Here is a 22,341-nt window from a genome sequence, read left to right as displayed (position 1 = left end):
TATGACGCCCATCACAGAGGTGGCGGGGCGCCGCATCACGCTCAGTAACCTCGGCAAGGTCATCCATCCGGCCACCGGCACCACCAAGGGCGAGCTGCTGCACTACTACGCCACCGTCGAGGCCGCGATCCTGCCGCATCTGCGCGACCGGCCCGTGTCCTTCCTGCGCTATCCGGACGGGCCCGACGGGCAGCTCTTCTTCACCAAGAATCCGCCGCCCGGTACGCCCGCCTGGGTGGCCACCACGCCCGTTCCGCGCACCGAGGACCCGCGCGCCCGGCAGGTGATGGTCCAGGACCTGCCGTCGCTGGTGTGGGCGTCCAACCTGGTCGTCGAGTTCCACACGCCGCAGTGGACCGCCGCCGCCCCCGCCGTCGCCGACCGGCTCGTCCTCGACCTCGACCCGGGACCGCCCGCCACCGTCGTCGACTGCTGCCGGGTCGCGCTCCACCTGCGCGAACGGCTCGCCGGCGACGGTCTGACCGCCTTCGCCAAGACCTCCGGCGCCAAGGGGCTCCATCTGCTGGTCCCGGTCGTGCCGACGCCGTCCGGGGAGGTCTCCGCGTACGCCAAGCGGCTCGCCGTCGAGGCCGAGGCGGAGCTTCCGGCGCTGGTCACGCACCGGATGGCGAAGGCGCTGCGCCCCGGAAAGGTCTTCGTCGACCACAGCCAGAACGCCGCCGCCAAGACCACCGCCACCCCCTACACCCTCCGCGCGCGCGAGCGGCCCACCGTCTCCGCGCCGGTCACCTGGGAGGAGGTCGAGGCGTGCGCGGACCCCGCCGACCTCTCCTTCGCCATGGGCGACATCGCGCCACGTCTGGAGCGGTACGGGGAACTGCTGGGGCCCCTGTTCGACGCGGGACGGGCGGGGAGAGTGCCGTGACGAATGCGGTGAACAGCAGCGGCGGCGTCGTGCTGGTGCCGCCGGTGGACGTCATGCGGCCCCGGTCGGTGGCGGAGATCCCCGCGCAGGCTCCGGCGCCCCGGGAGCTGCAGTACTCGCTCAAGCTCGACGGGTTCCGGGCGCTGGCCTTCGTCCTGGAGGGCGGGCGGGTGGTGCTCCAGTCGCGGTCCCGGCGCGACCTCGCCCCCGAGTTCCCGGACGTCGCGGCGGCGCTCGCGGTGCTGCTGCCGCCCGGGATCGTGCTGGACGGCGAGCTGTGCGCGTACCGCGACGGGCGGCTCAGCTTCACCGACCTGCTGCGGACGCACGCCGACCGGGTGCGGACCGGGGTGCCCGTCTCGTACATCGCCTTCGACCTGCTCGCGATGCCCGGCCGGGACGTCCGCGCGCTGCCGCTGCGGGACCGGTGGGAGCTGCTCGGCGCGGCGCTGCGCGAGGCCGGGCCGCCGCTCCAGCGGGTGCTGGCCACGGAGGACGAGGAGACGGCGCGCGCGTGGTTCCGGGACCTGCGGGAGGCGGGCGTGGAGGGCGTGGTGGCCAAGGCGATGGGGTCCGCGTACCGCTCCGGTGCCACCTGGGCGTGGCGGAAGGTGCGGCACGCGGAGACGGTCGACGCGGAGCTGATCGGGCTGATCGGCCCGGCGGAACGGCCGCGGGCGCTGCTGGTCCGGCTGCCGGACGGGCGGGCGGTGCCGACGGTGCCCAGGCTGACGCCGTTGCAGGCCCGCGAGGTCGGCGGGCGGGTCGCGGAGGTCGGCGGCGGCCTCGTGCCGGACACCGATCCCGAGCACGGCCCGTACCTGCGGCTCGCCGTGCCGCTGACGGTGGAGCTGCGGCAGGCCGCCGGACGGCAGACGGGCGCGCCGGCGTTCGTGCGCTTCCGGGGCGAGGGGGTGTGACGTACGGCCGCCGGGCGGTCGTACGACGGCGAGATCCGGCGCCGGGCGGTGCGTTCCTCACTCCCGTGCACGCGCGCGTGAGGCGCACGAGGCCCAACACGCCTGTCGCTGACCGCAGATGGCGCAAACCGAGCGCAACGTTCGCCGGTCCCGGGGTCGGTGGCGTCCGTTCGGCGTCGATGTCCCTCCTGTGGTGCACACTTGCTGCCTGATATGAGGGCTCACGGGGAAGGCGGCCGGGCGATGCTGACGGGGATCGAGGAGGTCGACTGGGCCTCGCTGGGGCACGCGTACGGCCCCGCGGACGACGTTCCGGCGCTGCTCCGCGGTCTCGCCTCGGCCGACCCCGCCGAGCGGGAGGCCGGTCTCGACGGCATGTACGGCGCGGTCCACCACCAGGGCGACGTGTACGACTCCACGCTCGCCTGCATCCCGTTCCTGCTGGAGCTGGTCGCCGACCCCGTCGTCCAGGACCGCGGCGGCATCGTCGAACTCCTCACCAGCATCGGCGGGATCGAGCTCGTCGACGAGGACGACGACCTGAACGGGCCGGCCGGGCCCGGCGGGGACGACGACGGGTTCGTCCCGGCCGCGAACTTCGCGATGGCCGCCGCCGCCGTCGCGGCCGGCGCGGACGTGTTCCTCGGCCTGGTCGACGACGCCGATCCGGAGGTGCGGCTGGCGGTGCCGGTGGCGCTGGCGTCGCTGCACCCGGACCCCGCGCGCGTGCTGACCCTGTTGCGGGAGCGGCTGACCGTGGAGCCGAACACGGAGGTGCGGCTGGCGCTGGTGGAGGCGGTGGGGCGGATCGCGCTGCGGCACGCGTCGCTGCGCGGCGAGACCGTCGACTGGCTGGGCTGGCTGGCGGGCGCGGCGCAGGACCCGGGGCTGCGGCTGGCGGCGCTGGCGCAGCTCGCGCGGTGTGCGCCGGGGCGGATCCCGGACGATGTCGTGGGGCGGGTGACGGCGCTGCTGGAGGAGATCCGGACGGCGCCGGAACCGGGGGACGGGGGCGGCGAGCCGGGTCCGGCGCGGATGCCGGTGACGCTCGTGGGGCAGGTGCGGGAGCTGCTGGAAGAGCACGTGACGGGCCGGCGGACGCCGTGGACGGAGGAGCTGCTGCGGACGCTGCACGGTGCGCTGGACGACCGGGTGGACGACCGGATCGCGCTGATCACGGCGCAGTTGCGGAGCCCGGACGCGGGGCAGCGGTCGGACGCGATCTGGTTGTGCGGCGGGCTGATACGGCTCTGGCGGGGGCGGTACGAGGAGGTCGTGCGGCTCGTCGGGGAGCAGCTGGCCGATCCGGACGCGCGGCTGCGGGAGGCCGCCACCTCGTTCCTGGAGCGGTTGTTCGAGCGGGGCGCGCCGGCGGCGGACGCGTTGGCGGGCGTCCTCGCCCGGGGGGCGGGCGGGGCGCCCGGTGTGTCCGGGGGGCTGCCGGAGCTGACCGGCCGGACCGGGCGGGACGGGGCGCTGCTGGCGCTGGCGCGGAGCGGCGACGCGCGGGCCGTGCCGCTGCTCGCGCGGGCGCTGGAGGGGCCGGGTGAGGTGCGGCGGGAGCTGCTGTACGCGGTGGACGGGCTGGGCCCCGCCGCGGCGGGGCTGGCGCCGTTGCTGCGGCGGCGGCTGGCGGCGGTGGCGCTGGACGAGGACCTGTACGACCGGGCGGCGCCGTTGCTGTACGCGCTGGCGGCGGTGCGGGGCCGGGAGGCGCTGCCGGAGGTGCTGCGGGTGCTGCGCGGGGCGCCGGCGCATCGGCGCGCGTGGGTGCGGGAGGCGGCGGCGCGGACCCTGGGGGCGTTCGGGCCGGCCGCGCGGGAGGCCGTGCCGGAGCTGCGGGAGCTGCTGGCCGCGGAGTCGGCGCCGGTCGCCACGACGGCGGCGGGGGCCCTGTGGGCGGTCGAGGGGGACGCGGACGCGGTGGTGCCGGTGCTGGTGCGGTGGCTGCGGCCGGGGACGTCGGGGGCCGACCGGTGCGCGGCGGCGCAGACGCTGGGCGCGATCGGGCCGGCGGCGGCCGGTGCGGCGCGGGCGCTGCGGCCGGGGCTGACCTCGCGCGACCTGTGGGAGCGGGTGCGGTGCGCGGCGGCGCTGTGGCGGGTGTCCGGGGAGACGGAGCGGACGCTTCCGGTGCTGCTGGCGGCCTGGGAGGAGAACCGGCACGCGCGCGTGGACATCGCGGAGTGCTTCGCGGAGATGGGCCCGGCCGCGGCGGCGGCCCATCTGCCGGTCCTCACGGAGCTGACCCGCCGCCGCCGGCACAACGCCCGCGAGGGCGCCTCCGGCAGCCATGACATCCACCAGGACGAGAAGCTGCTGACCCTGTGCCGGGCGGCCCTGGCCCGCATGGAGCGCCGGGACGCGCGGTAGGCGGCTCCCCCGCGAGACCGGGGCCGCTCCGCCCCGCCATCCTGCCCCGCCCGTCCCTTCCGCCCCTCCCTTCGGCCCCTCCCGTCCGCCCCTTCGTCCTGCCTTCCGCTCGCACGACAATTCCGGCAATCGAACAATGGGAGGCGATTCCGCCTATCGTTCTGATCCGTACGGACTCGGTACCGACTCCGCACCGACCGATCCGGAGGAGCAGCGTGAGACCCCTGACCGTCCGGCTCGCCGCTGCGCCCGCCGCCCTCGTGCTGGGCGCGGTGGTCCTCGCCGGCTGTGGCGGTGAGGGCGGGCTCAAGAGCGACGGTCCGGCGGAGACGGCGGTGGGGCCGGTGCGGCTCTGGCCGGAGCTGCCGCCCGCCTCGGACCCGCCCGTCGACTACGGCGAGACGGACACGCCCCGCGTGCCGGGGATCGCCGTGCGGAACGCCGACGTGCGGAGCGTGGACCCGGTGGCGGTGGTGCGGGCCGAGGTGGCCGCCCGCCCGGGCACGTACTCCGGCGGCGACGGGATGGACGACCCGACCGCCCGCGCGGTCCTCGCCTGCGACACCGCGCCGGCCGCCTGCCCGGTGCTGTCGCCGTACTACCGGGACCTCACCGGGAACGGCCGGGACGAGCTGATCGTGGGGATCCGGATGCCGGAGCAGCAGGTCGCCGTCCGGGTGTACCTCGCCGAGCGCGGCGGGCTCACCCGGGTGATGTCCACGGTCGAGCAGGTGATCAGCGTGGAGCTGGCCGGCCGGGACCTGATCGTGCGGGCCGCGTCGGCGGGGATCCCCGGGTACGAGTACCGCACCGCGTGGTCGTGGGACGAGCGGCAGCACAGCATGCTTCCGGCGCGCGACGAGATCGTGCCCGTACGGACGACGCCCGTGCCGTCCGGGACCGCCGGCCCGCGTCCGGAGCCGGCGCCGTGACCGCGCGCCGGGCCCGCCGGCCCCGGGCGCCCGCCTGGACCGCGACGCTCACCTGGAAGGCCGCGGTCTTCATCGCCGTGATGTGCTGCGCGCTGGCCGCGCTGCTCGGCACGCTGGTGCACGTGTCGGTGACCGGGCAGACCGAGCGGGACGCCCGGGAGAAGGCGCTGGCCCGGCTGGTGGACGTGACCCGGCTGTACGAGGCGGGCGAACCGCTGCCGCCGTTCGCCGGGCTCGATCCGGACGGGCTGCCGGAGCCGCTGCGGCGGCTGACCGCGCGCGGCGAGCGCGGCACCATGGTCGCCGACCACCGGGGGCGGCCCACTATGTGGGCAGCGGGCCCGGCGGACGGGCACGCGCTGGCCGTACGGGTCGACCACAGCCTCGGCGCGGGGACCCTCGACGCCCTGGACCGGTCGATCGTCGGCTCCTCGGTCCTCGCGATCGCGGTGACCCTGGCGGTCGGCGTCACGGCCGTCACCCGGGTCACCCGGCGGCTGCACGCGACCGCGCAGGTGGCCCGCCGGATCACCGCCGGCGACCTGGACGCGCGCGTGGACGACCCGCGGACGCGGGACCCGCGGCGCCCGCAGGACGAGGTGGCGACGGTGTCCGGGGCGCTCGACACCATGGCGTCCTCGCTCCAGCGCAAGCTGCAGAGCGAGCAGCGGTTCACGGCGGACGTGGCCCATGAGCTGCGGACCCCGCTGACCGGCCTCTCGGCCGCCGCCGAACTCCTGCCGGAGGGGCGGCCGGCCGAGCTGGTGCGGGACCGGGTGCGGGCGATGCGCGGGCTGACCGAGGACCTGCTGGAGATCTCCCGCCTGGACGCCCGCAACGAGACGGTCGACCTGGCCGTGCACGACCTCGGCCCGCTGGTGGAGCGGGTGGTGCGGGCGTCCGGCACGGAGACGGAGGTGTGGATCGTCCGGGACGCGGCGGTGGAGACGGACCGGCGGCGCCTGGAGCGGGTCCTCGGCAACCTGGTGGCCAACGCGCACCGGCACGGCCGGCCGCCGGTCGTGGTGACCGTGGACGGTCCGGAGGTGACGGTGCGGGACCACGGGCCGGGCTATCCGGCGTATCTGTTGGCCTCCGGTCCGCAGCGGTTCCGCACCGAGAGCGGCGGCAAGGGGCACGGGCTCGGGCTGACCATCGCGGTGGGGCAGGCGGAGGTGATCGGCGCGGAGCTGGTCTTCGCCGCCGCCCCGGACGGCGGCGCCGAGGCCCGGATCCGCCTGCCGGAGTACGTACGGCTCGCGGACGACGACCCGGAGCAGGGCTGACTGGCCACGCCCCCCTTCGCGGACGACGACCCGGAGCAGGGCTGACCGGCCGCACCGCCGCCCCCGGGGGGGCGCGGCCCCGCACGGCACACCGTCACACAAAAGGGACATACGGCATACGGCTTGCTACGTTGCCGACCATGACCGCACCTCGGACCACGGACGCTCCCCCGGACGCGCCGCCGCCCGGTGTCCGGGTCCCGAAGCGGCGCGGGGTGGAGCTGGTGCTGCTCCTCGGCGCCGTCCTCATCTCCGTCTGCGGCTACGCCGAGGTGGGCCTCGCCCACGACGGGGCCGTGCCGCCGGACGCCGCCCGGTACGGGGCGGGGCTCGGCCTCCTCGCGCTGCTCGCGCACCTCGCCGTGCGGTTCCGGGCCCCGTACGCCGATCCGCTGCTGCTGCCGATCGCCCTGCTGCTCAACGGGCTCGGTCTGGTGCTGATCTACCGGCTGGACCTGGAGACCCCGCGCGACCAGGCGGCCACCCCGCAGCTGATCTGGTCGACGCTCGGCGTGGCGCTGTTCATCGTGGTCGTGCTGGTGCTGCGCGACCACCGGGCCCTCCAGGGGTACGCGTACGTCTCGGTGGCCGCCGCGCTCGCCCTGATGATCCTGCCGATCTTCTTCCCGGCGGTGAACGGCGCCCGGATCTGGATCCGGATCGGCGGGCTCTCGTTCCAGCCGGGCGAGTTCGCGAAGATCCTGCTGGCGGTCTTCTTCGCCGCGTACCTCTCGGCCAACCTCAGCGTGCTCGCGTACGCCGGCCGCCGGATCTGGCGGTTCCAGTTCCCCACCTGGCGGGTGCTCGGGCCGATCGTGGCGATCTGGCTGGTGAGCGTCGGCGTCCTCGTCCTGGAGCGGGACCTCGGCACCTCGCTGCTCTTCTTCGGCCTCTTCGTGATCATGCTGTACGTGGCGACCGGGCGGACCGGCTGGATCGCGATCGGGCTGCTGCTGGCCGCGGCGGGGGCCTTCCTCATCGGGTCCGTCGAACCGCACGTGCACGGGCGGGTGGAGGACTGGCTGGATCCGTACGCCTCCATCCGGGCCGGCGACGGGCCCGGGCAGCTGGCGCAGTCGCTGTTCGCGTTCGCGGCCGGCGGGATGCTCGGCACCGGCCTCGGCCTCGGCCACTCGGTGCTCATCGGCTTCGCCGCCAAGTCGGACTTCATCCTGGCGACGGCCGGCGAGGAGCTGGGGCTCGTCGGGCTGACCGCGCTCTTCCTGCTGTACGCGCTCTTCGTGGCGCGCGGCTACCGGGCGGGGCTCGCGCTGCGGGACCCGTTCGGGCGGCTGCTCGCGGTCGGGCTGGCGTCGATCGTGGCGCTCCAGGTGTTCGTGATCGCGGGCGGGGTGATGGGGCTGATCCCGCTGACGGGCATGGCGATGCCGTTCCTGGCACAGGGAGGGTCGTCGGTGGTGACGAACTGGGTGATCGTCGCGCTGCTGGTCCGGGTCAGCGACTCGGCGCGGGCGCCGCAGCCGGAGGCCGCCGACACCGGCGAGCTCGCCACGGTGGGGGCCGGCCGGTGATCCGGTACATCCGGCGGGCCGCCGCGCTCTGCCTGCTGCTGCTCGCCGCGCTGCTGGTCAACGCGGCCCGGGTGATGCTGGTCGAGGCGGAGGAGCTGGACGCGAACCCGGCCAACCGGCGGAACGCCATCGTCCGCTGGGCCGAGCCGCGCGGCGCGATCGTCGTCGACGGCGAGCCGGTGACGGGCTCCCGGGACAGCGGCCAGCAGCTGCGCTGGGAGCGGACCTACCTGCGGGGTCCGCTGTACGCGCCGGTGACGGGCTACGCCTCCCAGACGTACGGCACCACGCTGGTCGAGCACGCGGAGGACGCGCTCCTCGCCGGCACCGACCCGGCGCTGGCGCCGCTGCCGCTGTGGAACGACCTCACCCGGGGCCGCTCCCCCGGCGGCGACGTGGTGACGACGATCCGGGCGCCGCTGCAGGAGGCCGCCTACCGGGGGCTCGGCGGCAAGCGGGGCGCGGTCGTGGCGCTGGAGCCGTCGAGCGGCCGGATCCTGGCGCTGGTCTCCTCCCCCTCGTACGAGCCGGGGGTGCTCTCCGGCACCGGGCCGGACGTGAAGGACGCCTGGACCCGGCTGACCACCTCGCCGAACCAGCCGATGCTGAACCGGGCGCTGCGGCAGACGTACCCGCCCGGCTCCACCTTCAAGATCGTGACGGCGGCGGCGGCGCTGGACGCCGGCGTGGTGCGGGACGTGGACGCGCCGACGGACACGCCGGACCCGTTCGTGCTGCCGGGCACCCGGCAGGTGCTGCCGAACGAGGCCCGGGGCTGCGAGGACGCCTCGCTCGCGTACGCCCTCCAGTGGTCCTGCAACACGGTGATGGCCGGGCTCGGCGTGGAGGTGGGCCTGGCGGGCATGGTGGAGGCGGCGGAGCGCTTCGGCTTCGGCGACCCGGCGCTGCGGGTGCCGTCGTGGGTGGCGGTGTCGAACTTCGACCGCGACATGAGCCCGGACCAGCTGGCGCTGTCGTCGATCGGGCAGTTCAACACGACGGCGACGCCGCTCCAGATGGCGATGGTGGCGGCGGCCGTCGCCAACACCGGGGAGATCGCGCGGCCGTACCTGATCGAGCGGACGACCACCTCCGGCGGCACGACGGTGGACCGCACCCCGCGCCGCAGCCACCGCCAGGCGATGAACCCGTCGACGGCCCTCCAGCTCCAGCGGCTGATGGTGCGGGCGGTGGACGAGGGCACGGGCGGGAACGCGGCGATCCCCGGCGCCCGCGTCGGCGGCAAGACCGGCACCGCGCAGCACGGCCTCGGCAACACCGGCACCCCGTACGCCTGGTTCATCGCCTGGGCGCAGGCCGAGGACTCGGCCCGCCCGGCGGTCGCGGTGGCGGTCGTCGTGGAGGACGCGGAGGCGTCCCGCACCGACATCAGCGGCGGCGGCAGCGCGGCCCCGATCGCCCGGGACGTGATGCGCGAGGCGCTGCGCCTGGAGGCGGAGGCCCGTACCGCGGGCGCGCCGGGGGCGGGCGGCGGCCGGGACGAGGACGCCGCTCCCGCGCGTCCGGCCGTCCCGCGCGGCGCCCCGGGCGCCGGGCCGCCCTCCGTCAGTCCGACGCGCCGTCCGTGATCGCCTCGGCCACCTCCGCCACGCGGGCTTGTTCCTCGGCGGCGAAGCGTTCGGCGTCGAGGCGTTCCGCGATCTCCTCGTCCTGGGTCATCAGCAGGTCGAGGCTGGAGTCGCCGAGGTCGAAGACGCCCATGTCGAGGTATGCCTTCTGGAGGCGTTCGCCCCACAGGCCGATGTCCTTGACGCAGGGCACGATCCGGCTGAACAGCAGCTTCCGGAAGAGGTGCAGGAACTCGCTCTGCTCGCTGAACTCCTCGGCCTCCTTCTTCGGGATGCCGAAGTTCTCCAGCACCTCGACGCCGCGCAGCCGGTCGCGCATCAGGTAGCAGCCCTCGATGACGAACTCCTCCCGCTCGCGCAGTTCGGCGTCGGTGAGCTGCTTGTAGTGGTCGCGCAGGGCCATCCGGCCGAAGGCCACGTGCCGGGCCTCGTCCTGCATGACGTAGGCGAGGATCTGCTTCGGCAGCGGCTTGTCGGTGGTGTCGCGGATCATGCCGAAGGCGGCGAGCGCCAGGCCCTCGATGAGCACCTGCATGCCGAGGTAGGGCATGTCCCAGCGGGAGTCGCGGAGGGTGTCGTCGAGGAGCGCCTGGAGGTGGTCGTTGATCGGGTACAGCATCCCGATCTTCTCGTGGAGGAAGCGGCCGTAGATCTCGGCGTGCCGGGCCTCGTCCATGGTCTGGGTGGCGGAGTAGAACTTGGCGTCGAGGTCGGGCGCGGACTCGACGATCCGGGCGGCGCAGACCATGGCGCCCTGTTCGCCGTGGAGGAACTGGCTGAAGTTCCAGGAGGCGTAGTGGCGGCGGAGTTCGCCCTTGTCGCGTTCGGTGAGCTTGGCCCAGTGCCGGGTGCCGTACAGGGCGAGCGCCTCGTCGGGGGTGCCGAGCGGGTCGTACGGGTCGACCTCCAGCTCCCAGTCGATGCGGCGGGCGCCGTCCCACTGCTTGTCCTTGCCCTTCTGGTAGAGGGCGAGGAGCCGGTCACGGCCGGCGTCGGCCATGTCGTACTCCCAGGAGAAGCGGGCCTCGCCGGTGGCGGGGATCTCCCGGCCGGGTCCGGACGGGGGGTTCACGTAGAGCTCGTGCGTCGACATCGACCACTCCTTCCGGCCTGACGGCGTGTCAGCCGCTGCCAGCAGGCTCACACGCTGCTGGACGAAGCGTCAACAAGTCGCGCGCGAAGGATTGACGGGCTTGCTGACGGGCAGTCTGATAAAGAGTGACCGACGGTAACCCCGATCTGCCGCCAGCGAGGTGCCCCGCCATGAGTCCCTTCACCGAGCCCGACCTCACCCTGCTGCGGGACGCGCTGGGGCCGCTCCGTGACCGCGAGCGGCTCGCCGCACGGCTCCTGGAGGCGTCCCGCAAGCACTCCCACGACCCCGACGCCGAACTCGACTGGGACGCGCCCTTCGAGGACGGCCTCTGGTACTGGCCGCCGGAGCTGGTCTCGCTCTACGGCACCCCGCTGTGGCGACGGATGTCCGAGGAGCAGCGGATCGCCCTCTCCCGCCACGAGGCCGCGTCGCTCGCCTCGCTGGGCATCTGGTTCGAGGTCATCCTGATGCAGCTGCTCGTCCGGCACATCTACGACAAGCCGCTGACCAGCCATCACGTCGGCTACGCGCTCACGGAGATCGCCGACGAGTGCCGGCACTCGATGATGTTCGCGCGGCTGATCCGCAAGAGCGGGACCGGCGAGTACCCGGTGCCACGGGTCTACCACAACCTCGCCCGGGTCCTGAAGACCGTCTCCACCACCCCCGGCTCCTTCGCGGCGACCCTGCTCGGCGAGGAGATCCTCGACTGGATGCAGCGCCTGACCTTCCCGGACGAGCGGATCCAGCCGCTGGTGCGCGGCGTCACCCGCATCCACGTCGTCGAGGAGGCCCGGCACGTGCGGTACGCCCGCGAGGAGCTGCGCCGCCAGATGGTGACGGCGCCGCGCTGGGAGCGCGAGCTGACCCGCCTCAGCTGCGGCGAGGCCGCCCGGGTCTTCTCCGTCTGCTTCGTCAACCCGGCGGTGTACGACGCGGTGGGCCTGGACCGGCGGGAGGCGGTCGCCCAGGTCCGGGCGAGCGGCCACCGCCGCGAGGTGATGCGGTCCGGCGCGAAGCGGCTGACGGACTTCCTCGACGACATCGGCGTGCTGCGGGGTCCGGGCCGCCGGCTGTGGCGGTCGTCCGGGCTGCTGGCCTGAGCGCCGGGTGGAGCTCCCGGCCCGGACCCGGAGCCGGAGGTACCGGGGTTACGCTGCGGGCATGACGAGCGCCGCTTCCCCCGCGTACCGCCGGCTCAGCGTCGAGGAGCGGCGCGGCCAGCTGCTGCAGGCCGCGCTCGGGCTGTTCGCACACCGGGCGCCGGAGGACGTGTCGCTCGACGACGTCGCCGAGGCCGCCGGGGTGTCCCGGCCGCTGGTGTACCGCTACTTCCCCGGCGGCAAGCAGCAGCTGTACGAGGCGGCCCTGCGGTCCTCCGCCGACGCGCTGCACCACTGCTTCGCCGAGCCCGCCGAGGGCCCGCCGACCGAGCGGCTGGGCCGGGTCCTCGACCGCTACCTCGCCTTCGTGGACGGGCACGACGCCGGCTTCAGCGCGCTGCTGCGCGGCGGCAGCGTCGTCGAGACCGCCCACACCGCCGCGATCGTCGACGAGGTGCGGCGGGCCGCCGCCGGGCAGATCTTCCTGCACCTGGGCGTGGAGCGGCCGGGCGGACGGCTCGCGATGCTGGTCCGCACCTGGATCGCGGCCGTCGAGGCGGCGTCCCTGCTCTGGCTCGGCGACGGCAAGCGGCCGGACGCCGGCGAGCTGCGCGACTGGCTGGTCGACCACCTCGTCGCGGTGCTCGCCGCCGGCTCCGCGCGCGACCCGGAGACCGCGGACGTCGTCCGGCGGCTCCTCGCCCAGGAGGAGCCCGACGGCCCCGTCGCCGGCCTCGCCCGCCGGCTGCTGCCGCTCGCCGGCGACGCGGCGCACCTGCTCGGACCGCCCGCGCAGGCCGGGGGCGGCCGGGAGAGACTTGTCCCGTGAGAAGCGAGAACACCCCCTTCCGCGGCGGCCCGCTCGACGGTCGGGTGCTGCCCATCCTCCTCGGCCCGACCGGCCACCCGCCGAAGTGGTACGAGGTGCCGGTGCCGGCCCACGACGGCCGGCCGCCCATGCTGTACGCGTACCGGCGCGAGCCCGCGGGCCACACCAAGCGGCTCGGGCTGCAGCGGGGCTGGGTCTACGTGTACGCCCCCGAGGGCCGCGAGCGGCGCGAGCTGAAGTGGCCCTGGTCGAAGCCGGGCCCCCGGCCCGCCGGGCCCGGCGGGGAGCCGAACGGGTGAGCCCCGCGCTCCCGTCCGCACGGCACGCCCGTTTCGTACGGTAATCAGAAGAACAGGCGCGTCATGATGCCTCCGGAGCCCGCTCTGGAGGTGGTGGTGACGTGTCGCGAAGGCTGCTGCGCACGGTCTGTACGGGAGCGCTGGCCGCGCTGACGGCCCTGACCGGCACGGCGGCGGCGCCCGCACCGCCCCTACCACCGACAGACCCGCCCGCCGAGTCGGCGCCCGTCGCCTGGGCGGACCCCGCGGCGGAACCGGTCGGCCCGGTGGACCCCGACAGCGCGGAGGCCACAACGGAGCCCCCTGACGCCGCCGACGCCGAGGACCCCGCTGACGCCGAGGACGACGCCGCCGCGCTCGCGCCTCCCGGCGGCGGCTCCGTCGCGACGCTGCTCGCCCGGCTCCGTACCCTCTACCGGCAGGCCGAGGAGGCCACCGAGGAGTTCAACGCCGCCGAGGAGGCGCTGCGGCTCCAGGACGCCGCCACCCGCCGGGTCACCGCCGACCTGGAGACCGCCCGCGCCGAGCTGGCGCGCGGCCGGGCCGACGCGGGGCGACTCGCCCGGGCGCAGTACCAGGGGCGCGCCGGCGACGACTCCCCGCTGCGGCTGCTCTTCGCCCCGGACCCCCAGGCGGCCCTCGACGCGCGGCACCTGGTGGACCGCACGGCCCGCGAGCGCGCCGACGCCCTGCCCCGGCTCCAGGCCGCCGAGCGGCGCGCCGCCGCGCTCGCCGCCGCCTCCCGCACCGCCCTCGGCCGGCAGCGGACGCTCGCCGCCCGGCAGCGGGCCCGGCGGGACGAGGTGCGGAAGAAGCTCGCCGAGGTGGAGAAGCTGCTCGCCTCCCTCTCCGCCGAGCAGCTGACCCGCCTCACCGAACTGGAGCGCACCGAGACGGCCGGCGCCCAGCGCGAACTCCTCGGCTCCGGCGTCCTCGACCTCACCCGCACCCCGTCCCGCGCGGGCGCCGAGGCGCTGGCCTTCGCGGTCGGCGAGCTCGGCAAGCCGTACGCGTGGGGCGCGGAGGGCCCGGACAGCTACGACTGCTCCGGGCTGACGCAGCGGGCGTGGGCGGCGGCCGGCCGGGACATCCCGCGCACCAGCCAGGAGCAGTGGGCGCGGCTGCCACGGGTGGCGCTGGGCGAGCTGCGCCCCGGGGACCTGGCGGTGTACTTCCCCGGCGCCACGCACGTGGCCCTCTACCTGGGCGAGGGCCTGGTCGTGCACGCCCCGCGCCCGGGCGGCCGGGTGAAAGTCTCCCCGCTCGCGGCGAACCCGCTGCTCGGGGCGGTACGGCCGGACCCCGGCGGAACGCCGCTGGCGTCGTACACCCCGCCGGTCCTCCCGGAGGGCGCCCGGGAGGGCTCGGACGAGGGGTACGACGCGGTGTCCGCGCCGCCCGGACCCGGCGGCGGCGGTCAGGCGCCGGCGACCGAGGCCAGGTAGGCGGCGGCCTTCTCCGGGTCGAAGAAGAAATTCTCGAAGTCGGCCGGGTCGTCGAAGCCGTTGGCGAAACGGTCCGCGACCGGCTGGAGCCCGCCGGCCGCGCCCAGCAGGTTCAGCACGTGCTCCGGCGGCGGCGCCAGCATGGCGTTGGTCCACTTGGTGACCGGCTCGGCGGTCTTCCAGTAGCGGTCGAAGGCGGACCGCATCCACTCCTCGTCGAAGGGCCGGTCGCCGTGCTCGACGATGGCCGCGAGGTAGGCGGCGGCGCACTTGGACGCCGAGTTGGAGCCCTGGCCGGTGATCGGGTCGTTGGCGACGACGACATCGGCGACGCCCAGGACCAGGCCGCCTCCGGGGAGCCGGCCGACCGGGTTGCGGACGGTCGGGGCGTACCGGCCGGCGAGGGTGCCGCCGGCGTCGGTCAGCTCGACGCGGGTGGCGCGCGCGTACTCCCAGGGCAGGAACTTCTCCATGAGCTCCAGCGTCAGCGCCAGGTGCTCGGCCGGGTCCTTGACGCCCTGGAAGGCGTCGACGGGGCCGCCGGGGATCCCCTCCCAGAAGAGGATGTCGGCACGGCCGCCGAGGGTGAGCGTCGGCATCACGAAGAGCTCGCCGACGCCGGGCACGATGTTGCAGCGGACCGCGTCGAAGTCGGGGTGCTCGGGGCGGGGGCCGAGGCCGTGCACGTACGCGACGGCCAGCGCGCGCTGCGGCTCGGCGTACGGGGAGCGGTCGGCGTCGCGGCCGAACATGGAGACCAGCTCGCCCTTGCCGGCGGCGACGAGCACGAGGTCGTAGCGGCGGGCGAAGAAGTCGAGGTCGCCGACGGCCGCGCCGTGGATGACGAGCTGGCCGCCGCGCTGGGCGAAGGTCTCCATCCAGCCGGCCATCTTCACGCGCTGGTCGACGGACTGGGCGTACCCGTCGAGCTTGCCGACCCAGTCGATGAGGCGGGCGGACTCGGGGCCGGCGACGGAGACGCCGAGGCCCTCGATCTTCGGGGCCTGGGACTCCCAGAAGTTCAGGCCGAGGTCGCGCTCGTGCCCGAGCGCGGTGGCGAACATGCACTGGGTGGACATGACGCGGCCGGAGCGGATCTCGTCCGCGGTCCGGTTCGACATGAGGGTGACCTCGTAGCCGTGGGACTGGAGGCCGAGGGCGAGCTGGAGACCGGACTGTCCGGCTCCGACTATGAGTATCTTCCGCATGGGTGGTGCTGCTCCTGGCGAGAACGGGGAGGTGGGGGGCGGGGACGGGGACGAACGGCGGGGGTGGCGGCCGCTATTCGGGCGTGGCGGAGAGCGCGTGCTCGACCATGGCGAGCAGGGTCTCCACCACGCTGTAGCGCTTGCGCGCGTCCATGATCACCACGGGGACCTCCGGGGTGATCGTCAGGGCCTCCCTGACGTCCTCCGGGTCGAACCGCGGGGTGCCCTCGAAGTGGTTGACGGCGACGACGTACGGCAGGCCGCAGCTCTCGAAGTAGTCGAGCGCCGGGAAGCAGTCGGTGAGCCGGCGGGTGTCGGCGAGCACGATCGCGCCGATCGCGCCGCGCACGAGGTCGTCCCACATGAACCAGAAGCGCTGCTGGCCGGGGGTGCCGAAGACGTACAGCACCAGGTCGTTGTCGAGCGTGATCCGGCCGAAGTCCATCGCCACGGTGGTGGTGAGCTTGTCCGGGGTGGCGGTGAGGTCGTCGGTCTCCTCGCTGGCCCGGGTCATCAGCGCCTCGGTCTGGAGCGGGGTGATCTCCGAGACCGCGCGGACGAAGGTGGTCTTGCCGACGCCGAAGCCGCCCGCGACCACGATCTTCGTCGCGATCGGGGCGCGCGAGTGGTCGAGCTGCCAGTCCTGGGCCCCGTCCTCCGGGTCGGGTTCCGGGCCGGGCTCCGCGTCGGCGCGCCCGGGCTGGGCGGGGATCGCGGCGGCGGGGACGGTGTCCGCCGGAGGAGCGGCGGGGGTGTCGACGGCGGGGTCGACGGCGGTGGCGTCAGAGACGGCGGAGTCCACTCAGCACCCTTTCGAGGAGCGCGCGGTCGGGCTGGCCGGTGCCGTGACCGGTCCCGTACACACGGATCTTTCCCTGGTCGGCCAGGTCGCTGAGCAGCACCCGGACGACACCCAACGGCATCTTGAGGAGGGCCGAGATCTCGGCCACGGTCCGCATCCGGCGGCAGATCTCGACGATGGCGCGCATCTCGGGCATCAGCCCCCGGGCGCCGGGGCCGCCGTCCGTGAGGACCTTGCGGGCGACCGGCGCCTCCAGGGCGGCCACGAACGTCTCGACGAGCAGCACGTGCGCGAACCGGGTGCGCCCGCCGGTGAGCGAGTACGGGCGCACGCGCGCGGGGCGCCGTCCCTCGCCCCGGACGGGCAGCCGGTGGGCGGCGGCGATCGGCGAGGTCACCGGTAACTCTCCATCGACTTGCGCAGCTCGCTGCGGACTTCGGGGGTGAGGACGTGGCCGGCGCGGCCGACGAAGAGCGCCATGTGGTACGCGATGACGCTCATGTCGCAGTCGGGGGTGGCGTGCACGCCGAGCAGCGAGCCGTCGCTGATCGACATGACGAAGACGCTGCCCTCCTCCATGGCGACCATGGTCTGCTTCACGCCGCCGCCGTCCATGAGCCGCGCGGCGCCGACGGTGAGGCTGCCGATGCCGGACACGATGGTGGCCAGGTCGGCGCTGGAACCGCGCGGGCCGCGCGGGCGGGCCGTCCCGTCGTCGGCGGCCGGGCCCGGCCGCTCGTCGGGGTCGGAGGAGAGCAGCAGGAGCCCGTCGGAGGAGACGACGGCGACCGAGCGGACGCCGGGCACCTCCTCCACGAGGTTGCCCAGCAGCCATTGCAGGTTGCGGGCCTCCGTGCTCGGTCCGTACGTACCGGTGGTGCTGGTGGTGCTCGTTCCCGTGGCGGTCAACTGCGTGCCTCCTCGACTGTGTCCCCCGTCATCTCCTCTGTACGCGTGGTGTCTCCGGCTGCTATCTCCGCCTCGACGTCCCGCCGCCCGGCCACGGCGCCCCGGTGGAAGCCGCCCAGGCGGCGGCGGAGCGCCTCGGCGTCGACCGAGCCCTGGCGGGGCGCGGTGGGCGCGGCGGGGCCGCGGACGACCTGCGGGGTCCGCTTGGGCAGGCCCTTGTCGGTCACGCGCTCCCACTGCGCGGGCCGCGGTCCGGGCACCTGCGCCTCGTCGGCGGGCCCGGCCTGCTCGGGCACGACCGGGGCGGGTGCCTCGGCGGCCCGCTCGTGCCCGTCCGGCTCCGGCGGCGGGTCGGGCAGCCGGACCTGGAGGGTCGTCTCGGAGACGGACTCGGCGGGCTGCCCGTGGTCGGGGGCGTGGCCGGGGCCGGGGCCGTACTCAGAGCTCTGGGCGGAGTCCTGGGCGGAGTTCTGGGCGGAGTTCTGGGCGGGGCCGTGGTCGTGGTCGTACGGCTCCGGGGTGGTCGGCTCGGGCGCGTACGCCGGCGCGGGCTCCGGCTGCGGCCGCGTGTCCGGCTGCGATGCGGGCGCGGGCGCGGGCTCCGCCTCGTACACCGGCTCCGGCTCGGGCTGCGATGCCGCCGGCCCGGGCTGGGGCTCGGACTCCGTCTCGCGGAAGGCGCGTTCCGCCGCCTCGACGAGCGGGTCGCGGGTGCGGGACGGGAGGGCGTTGGAGTTGGCCTCGGCCTCCGAGCCGGGAAGGTGCAGCACGGGGACGGTGCCGGTGCCCGCGAGCAGGGCCGGGTCGGGGACGGCGGCCGGGGGCGCGCTCGGCAGCAGCGGGAGCGGCAGCACCACGACGGCGGCGGTGCCGCCCGGCTTCTGCTCGCGCAGCTCGACGCCGACGCCGTGCCGGGCCGCGAGCAGGGAGACGACCCGCATGCCGAGCCCCTCGCCCTCGAAGGCGTCCGGATCGGCGGCGGCGAGACGGGCGTTGAGGTCGTTGCGCCGGTGCTCGGGGATCCCTATGCCGGAGTCCTGGACGGAGAGCATGACCTCGCCGGTCTCCAGGAGCCAGCCGGAGAGCTGGACCTCGGCGTCCGGCGGGGAGAACGAGGTGGCGTTCTCCAGGAGTTCGGCGACGAGGTGGCTGAGGTCGTCGGCGGCGAAGCCGGCGAGCTGGGCGTGCGGCGGCAGCGACTGGATGGTGACCCGCTCGTACCGCTCGATCTCGCTGACGGCGGCGCGCAGCACGTCGACCAGCGGCACCGGCCCGGTGTGGCCGTGGACGTGCTCGTGCCCGGCGAGGACCAGCAGGTTCTCGCTGTGGCGGCGCATGACGGTCGCCATGTGGTCGAGCTTGAAGAGGGTGGCGAGGCGGTCCGGGTCCTGCTCGCGCTCCTCCAGCTTCTCGATGACGGCGAGCTGCCGGTCGACGAGGCCGAGGCTGCGCAGCGAGAGGTTGACGAAGGTGTGCTGGACGGTGCCCCGGAGGCGTTCGAGGTCGGCGGTGAGCACCGCGATCCGGCCCTGGAGCTCGGCGCGCTGGGCGGCGAGTTCGGCCTGGGCGGCCTCCTCGGCGGCGACCAGGCCGGCCCGCTCGCCGGTGAGCCGGGCGGTGTGCGCGGAGAGCGCGGCGAGCCGGCCCTGGAGGGTGTTCAGGGAGCGGACGACCTGGGCGAACTCGTCGTTGCGGCCGGTGAAGCGGACGGCGTCCTCGGTGGCCGGCTCCTGGGCGGCGGCAAGCCGGGCGGCGCCGAGGCGGAGCACGGCGAGCGGCCGGGTGAGGCTGCGGGCGACGTACGTGGAGACGCCGACGGCGAGCAGGAGGCAGCCGCCGAGGAAGGCGAGGCGCAGTTCGAGGGCGGTGACGTCGTCGTCGCGGAGGGCGGTGAGCCGTTCGACCCGCTTGGCGGCGAGGGTGGACTCGACGCCGCGCATCTGCTCGATGCGGGCGGAGAGCGCCGCGTCGAGGGCGGACGGGGACGTGCGGGTCTCCGCCTCGGAGAGGGCCGGCTGGTCGGTGAGCCGGCCGAGGGCCTGCTCGGCGGTCTTGACCTCGGGGCCGGCGACGGTCCCGGCGAGGGAGTCGCGGGCGGCGGGCCCGGCGGAGCGGTCGAAGTCGCCGAGGGCGGCGAGTTCCCGGACACGGGCCTGCTGGGCGGCGGCGCTCAGCTGGTCGCGGGCCCGCTCGGCCTCCTCCTTGCCCTCCGGCTCCTCGGCGACGTACGTGCCGGTGGCGGGGTCGTAGCGGAGGTCGCCGCTGGGCTCGGGCTGCGGGACGGCGAGCGCGGCGAGCAGCAGGCCGCGGGTGGCGGACGCCTGCTCGACGGCGCGGCCGAGGTCGGCGGGGGCGCGGCCGGTGCCGGTGAGGACGGGGTCGGTGGCGCGCGGCGGGGTCCGCTCGGCCAGGTCCTCGGCGAGGTCCTGGAGCTTGGCGATGACGTCGCTGTACGCCTTGTGGGCCTCCAGGGCGGTGCCTTCGCCGCTGACGGCGGCGCGGCGGACGGAGGCGACGCCGGCGAGCTCCCGGCGGAGCGCGTCGGGGGCGGCGGACCGGATCTCGTCGATCTGGCGGTCCACGCGGGTCGACTTGGCGGGGGTGAGGGTCCGCCGGTCCTTCTTCGGGCCGGTCTGCTCGTCGCGTCCGGCGGCGACGAAGGCGACGACCTCGTCGCGCTCGTCGGCGAGGGAGTGGGCGAGGGTGACGGCCTGCCGGTCGAGCTCGGCGAGGGTCACCAGGCGCCGCGACTCGTTCAGTTCGGTGGAGGCCGTGAGGACGGCGGGGGCACCGGCGCCGACGACGATGACGCCGACGAGGGCGACGCCGGCGACGAGCCGGTTCCGGACGCGCTTGGCCCGGCCGGCGGGGGTCTGCGCGGACGCGGGCGCGGCGGCAGGGGCGTTGGGGCCGGTGGCGGTGGCGCCGGCGGTGGATCCGGTTCCGGTGCCGCCACCGGGGGCGGTGGATCCGGTTCCGGTTCCGGTTCCGGTGCCGGTTCCCGTGGGCGCGGCGGCACGGGCTCCCGGCGCGCTCCCCGGGTTCGGCGAGGTGCCGGGGGCCGGCGGCTCACCGGGGGTCTGGCTCCGCGCGCCGTTCATGCTCCGAGGCCGCTTCTTCTGCACCGGTGCTCGCATCCTTGACTCGTCCGCCCACACAGCAGAGGTGACGGCCGGTCACGAGGTCCTGCCCCCACCCCTGGTACGGCTTCCGACCATTCCAGCGCTTCTCGGCAGGGGACGGGCATCGGCCGCTCCGCCACCCGAACGAGTGAACAACACTCCTGAGTTGGCGAACAACTTCCGGCGACCGCCGCCGGGGGCATGTGCCGGGCCCCGGCTGGATCTTCCGGGCGGGCTTTGGCAGGATGCCCGCCCGCAGCTCGCCGGAGGTGACGGTTCCGCCGTCCGGGCGGGCCTCGGCTGGTTGGTACAGGCCATTTTCGGCCCTTTGCAGACGGTGTGAAGACCTCGCGCGAGCCGGGCACACTGGACATCATGCGCAGCGAAGTCGCCACCCTCCCCGGCAGCCCCGAACGCCCCAACGAGGACTGGGCCGCCGCAGCTCTGCCCGCCTCGGGCGGCGGGGGGACGCTGGTCCTCCTGGACGGGGTGACCCCTCCCCCGGGTGAGGACGGTTGTGTGCACACGGTGCCGTGGTTCACCGCGCGACTCGGCGGCGCTTTGACCGAACTGTCCGCTTCCCGCGCCGATCTGACGCTGTCCGAGATCCTGGCCCGGGCAATCCGGCGCACCGCGGAGCTCCACGCGGACACCTGTGACCTTTCTCACGTCCGTACGCCCCAGGCGACGGTGGTCCTCGCGCGGTGGGACGCGGAGGCGGTCGACCACCTCGTCCTCTCCGACTCGGTACTGCTGCTCCAGGCGCCGGACGGCTCGGTCCGGGCGGTGGTGGACGACCGGCTGGACCGGATCCCCCGCGAGGCGCTCCGCTCGCACGAGGCGGCGGACCGGCTGCGGAACCGGGAGGGCGGCTTCTTCACCGCCGCCGCGGACCCGTCGGTGGCGGAGCGGGCGGTGACCGGGCGGACCCCGCTGGCGGAGGTGCGGGCGCTGGCGGCGCTCACGGACGGGGCGAGCCGCTGGGTCGAGCGGTTCGGCGCGGGCGACTGGACGGAGTGCGCGCGCGTCCTGGCGAAGGAGGGCCCGGCGGGGCTGCTCCAGCGGGTGCGGGTGCTGGAGACGGAGGACGCGGCGGCGGGCGGCGGGCGGCGCGGGAAGCTCCACGACGACGCGACGGGCGTGTACGTGACGTTCTGACGCGGTGCGGCTCAGCCCTCGGAGCGCTGGTTGAAGTGATGGAGCAGCCGGGCCAGTTCGGCGACCTCGGCGCGGTCCCAGTCGGCGAGCTTGCGGACGTACCGCTCGCGGCGGGCGTCACGGACGTGCCGGAAGCGGGCGCGGCCCTCGTCGGTGAGCCGCACGAGGGAGGCGCGCCCGTCGGCGGGGTCGGGGTCCCGGGCGACGAGGCCGAGCTGTTCGAGGGCGCGCAGCTGCCGGCTCAGGGTGGCCTTGCCGACGCCGAAATAGGCGGACAGCTCGGTGGCGCGCTGCGGCCCGGCGTCGTCGAGCCGCACGAAGAGCCCGTACGCGGACGACTCCAGCTCCGGATGGACCTCCCGCGCCATCTCCCCGGACTGCGCCCGGGCCCGCCGCAGGAACACGGCCAGCTCCCGCTCCAGCGCGAGGAACTCCCGCTCGGCCCCGCCCTTCCCGCCCGCGCCGACGCCTCCGGCTCGGCGGGACCCGGCGGACTGAGCACCGTCGCCGGCCTGAGCGCCTTCTCCGGCCGGGCCGGCACCGTCGCCGCCGGCGCCACGGGGCGCTCCCGTCCCCTCGGCCTCCCGGCCGGTCCGGGAGGCCCCGGAGGGCGCATCGCCCCCGGCGGCCGTCCCGTCGCCGGGCCCGTGCGCCGGGGTTCCCCCGGGCGTGGCGTCGTCTTCACCGGCCGTACCGCCTGCGCGCACGCCGCACCTCCCGCGGGTGTTTCGTCGGGTGAAAGTTTGCCGCCGCGGCACCGCATCGCCGCAGCTCCTCCAGTATTTCGCAGGAGTAGACCAACGGCGGCGCCCGGCCCCTCTTCCACCCCGGCTGTCTACGTGCGTAGAGTCA

At 75.4% G+C, this 22,341-nt stretch carries 19 protein-coding genes; 12 read left to right on the top strand and 7 right to left on the bottom strand.

All coding sequences use genetic code 11. From position 1 onward, the window contains the following. The first annotated feature begins 1 nt into the window (after position 1). The 7 genes from ligD (at position 2) to ACFVQZ_RS20155 (ending at position 9,518) form a co-directional block, all read left to right on the top strand. Positions 2–886 carry a non-homologous end-joining DNA ligase gene (ligD, locus tag ACFVQZ_RS20185; RefSeq protein ID WP_383624441.1) on the top strand — a complete coding sequence of 295 codons (885 nt, stop codon included), beginning with the start codon at positions 2–4 and terminating at the stop codon, positions 884–886. Next, positions 883–1,806 (top strand): DNA ligase, encoded by a 924-nt coding sequence (locus ACFVQZ_RS20180; RefSeq protein WP_383624438.1) that lies wholly within the window; start codon positions 883–885, stop codon positions 1,804–1,806. The genes ligD and ACFVQZ_RS20180 overlap by 4 nt, the downstream gene beginning before the upstream one ends. Positions 1,807–2,049: 243 nt before the next feature. Continuing rightward, on the top strand, positions 2,050–4,179 hold the full coding sequence (locus tag ACFVQZ_RS20175; protein ID WP_383624435.1) for a PBS lyase: 2,130 nt from the start codon (positions 2,050–2,052) through the stop codon (positions 4,177–4,179). A gap of 215 nt (positions 4,180–4,394) precedes the next feature. Then, a complete protein-coding gene (locus ACFVQZ_RS20170; protein ID WP_383624432.1) occupies positions 4,395–5,111 on the top strand; it encodes a hypothetical protein in 717 nt (238 codons plus the stop codon). Then, entirely contained in the window at positions 5,108–6,397 is a 1,290-nt protein-coding gene (locus ACFVQZ_RS20165; RefSeq protein WP_383624429.1) for an ATP-binding protein, read from the top strand. The genes ACFVQZ_RS20170 and ACFVQZ_RS20165 overlap by 4 nt, the downstream gene beginning before the upstream one ends. A 140-nt stretch (positions 6,398–6,537) precedes the next feature. Then, positions 6,538–7,929, top strand: a complete 1,392-nt coding sequence (locus ACFVQZ_RS20160; RefSeq protein ID WP_030492636.1) for an FtsW/RodA/SpoVE family cell cycle protein — start codon at positions 6,538–6,540, stop codon at positions 7,927–7,929. Beyond that, positions 7,926–9,518 carry a penicillin-binding transpeptidase domain-containing protein gene (locus ACFVQZ_RS20155; protein ID WP_383624424.1) on the top strand — a complete coding sequence of 531 codons (1,593 nt, stop codon included), beginning with the start codon at positions 7,926–7,928 and terminating at the stop codon, positions 9,516–9,518. Before ACFVQZ_RS20160 ends, ACFVQZ_RS20155 begins: the two co-directional genes overlap by 4 nt. Here the strand turns inward: ACFVQZ_RS20155 and ACFVQZ_RS20150 are convergent. Continuing rightward, positions 9,496–10,611 carry a ferritin-like domain-containing protein gene (locus ACFVQZ_RS20150; RefSeq protein WP_030492638.1) on the bottom strand — a complete coding sequence of 372 codons (1,116 nt, stop codon included), beginning with the start codon at positions 10,609–10,611 and terminating at the stop codon, positions 9,496–9,498. The genes ACFVQZ_RS20155 and ACFVQZ_RS20150 overlap by 23 nt on opposite strands. Positions 10,612–10,781: 170 nt before the next feature. Between ACFVQZ_RS20150 and ACFVQZ_RS20145 the strand changes: the two genes are divergently transcribed. The 4 genes from ACFVQZ_RS20145 (at position 10,782) to ACFVQZ_RS20130 (ending at position 14,290) form a co-directional block, all read left to right on the top strand. Then, positions 10,782–11,717, top strand: coding sequence for a diiron oxygenase (locus tag ACFVQZ_RS20145; RefSeq protein WP_383624421.1), 936 nt, complete (start codon positions 10,782–10,784; stop codon positions 11,715–11,717). Between the two features lie 61 nt (positions 11,718–11,778). After that, positions 11,779–12,546 (top strand): TetR/AcrR family transcriptional regulator, encoded by a 768-nt coding sequence (locus ACFVQZ_RS20140; protein WP_383624417.1) that lies wholly within the window; start codon positions 11,779–11,781, stop codon positions 12,544–12,546. Further along, a complete protein-coding gene (locus ACFVQZ_RS20135; protein WP_030492641.1) occupies positions 12,543–12,845 on the top strand; it encodes a hypothetical protein in 303 nt (100 codons plus the stop codon). The genes ACFVQZ_RS20140 and ACFVQZ_RS20135 overlap by 4 nt, the downstream gene beginning before the upstream one ends. Positions 12,846–12,946: 101 nt before the next feature. Continuing rightward, positions 12,947–14,290: an NlpC/P60 family protein gene (locus ACFVQZ_RS20130; RefSeq protein WP_383624414.1), complete on the top strand. Its 1,344-nt coding sequence runs from the start codon at positions 12,947–12,949 to the stop codon at positions 14,288–14,290. Here ACFVQZ_RS20130 and ACFVQZ_RS20125 read toward each other — a convergent pair. The 5 genes from ACFVQZ_RS20125 to ACFVQZ_RS20105 form a co-directional block, all read right to left on the bottom strand. Next, positions 14,263–15,498: a styrene monooxygenase/indole monooxygenase family protein gene (locus ACFVQZ_RS20125; protein ID WP_030492643.1), complete on the bottom strand. Its 1,236-nt coding sequence runs from the start codon at positions 15,496–15,498 to the stop codon at positions 14,263–14,265. The genes ACFVQZ_RS20130 and ACFVQZ_RS20125 overlap by 28 nt on opposite strands. A gap of 73 nt (positions 15,499–15,571) precedes the next feature. Beyond that, a complete protein-coding gene (locus ACFVQZ_RS20120; RefSeq protein WP_030492644.1) occupies positions 15,572–16,210 on the bottom strand; it encodes an ATP/GTP-binding protein in 639 nt (212 codons plus the stop codon). A 70-nt stretch (positions 16,211–16,280) separates the two neighbouring features. Next, entirely contained in the window at positions 16,281–16,697 is a 417-nt protein-coding gene (locus ACFVQZ_RS20115) for a DUF742 domain-containing protein (RefSeq protein ID WP_030492645.1), read from the bottom strand. Then, the gene (locus tag ACFVQZ_RS20110) at positions 16,694–17,209 is read right to left on the bottom strand and encodes a roadblock/LC7 domain-containing protein (RefSeq protein WP_030492646.1); all 516 of its coding nucleotides are present in this window, start codon (positions 17,207–17,209) and stop codon (positions 16,694–16,696) included. Before ACFVQZ_RS20110 ends, ACFVQZ_RS20115 begins: the two co-directional genes overlap by 4 nt. Continuing rightward, positions 17,206–20,310, bottom strand: coding sequence for a nitrate- and nitrite sensing domain-containing protein (locus tag ACFVQZ_RS20105; RefSeq protein WP_383624410.1), 3,105 nt, complete (start codon positions 20,308–20,310; stop codon positions 17,206–17,208). The genes ACFVQZ_RS20110 and ACFVQZ_RS20105 overlap by 4 nt, the downstream gene beginning before the upstream one ends. Positions 20,311–20,706: 396 nt before the next feature. Between ACFVQZ_RS20105 and ACFVQZ_RS20100 the strand changes: the two genes are divergently transcribed. Continuing rightward, positions 20,707–21,489 (top strand): hypothetical protein, encoded by a 783-nt coding sequence (locus ACFVQZ_RS20100; protein ID WP_383624407.1) that lies wholly within the window; start codon positions 20,707–20,709, stop codon positions 21,487–21,489. A gap of 11 nt (positions 21,490–21,500) precedes the next feature. Here ACFVQZ_RS20100 and ACFVQZ_RS20095 read toward each other — a convergent pair whose 3' ends face one another. Continuing rightward, positions 21,501–21,911, bottom strand: coding sequence for a MarR family transcriptional regulator (locus ACFVQZ_RS20095; protein WP_036413597.1), 411 nt, complete (start codon positions 21,909–21,911; stop codon positions 21,501–21,503). Positions 21,912–22,341 lie beyond the last annotated feature (430 nt).

Source organism: Streptomyces sp. NPDC057854 (assembly GCF_042797055.1).
In the GTDB taxonomy this organism is placed as follows: Bacteria; Actinomycetota; Actinomycetes; order Streptomycetales; family Streptomycetaceae; genus Streptomyces.
The sequence above is the reverse complement of the archived record's forward strand: the minus strand, read 5'-3'. Positions and strand labels throughout refer to the sequence as shown.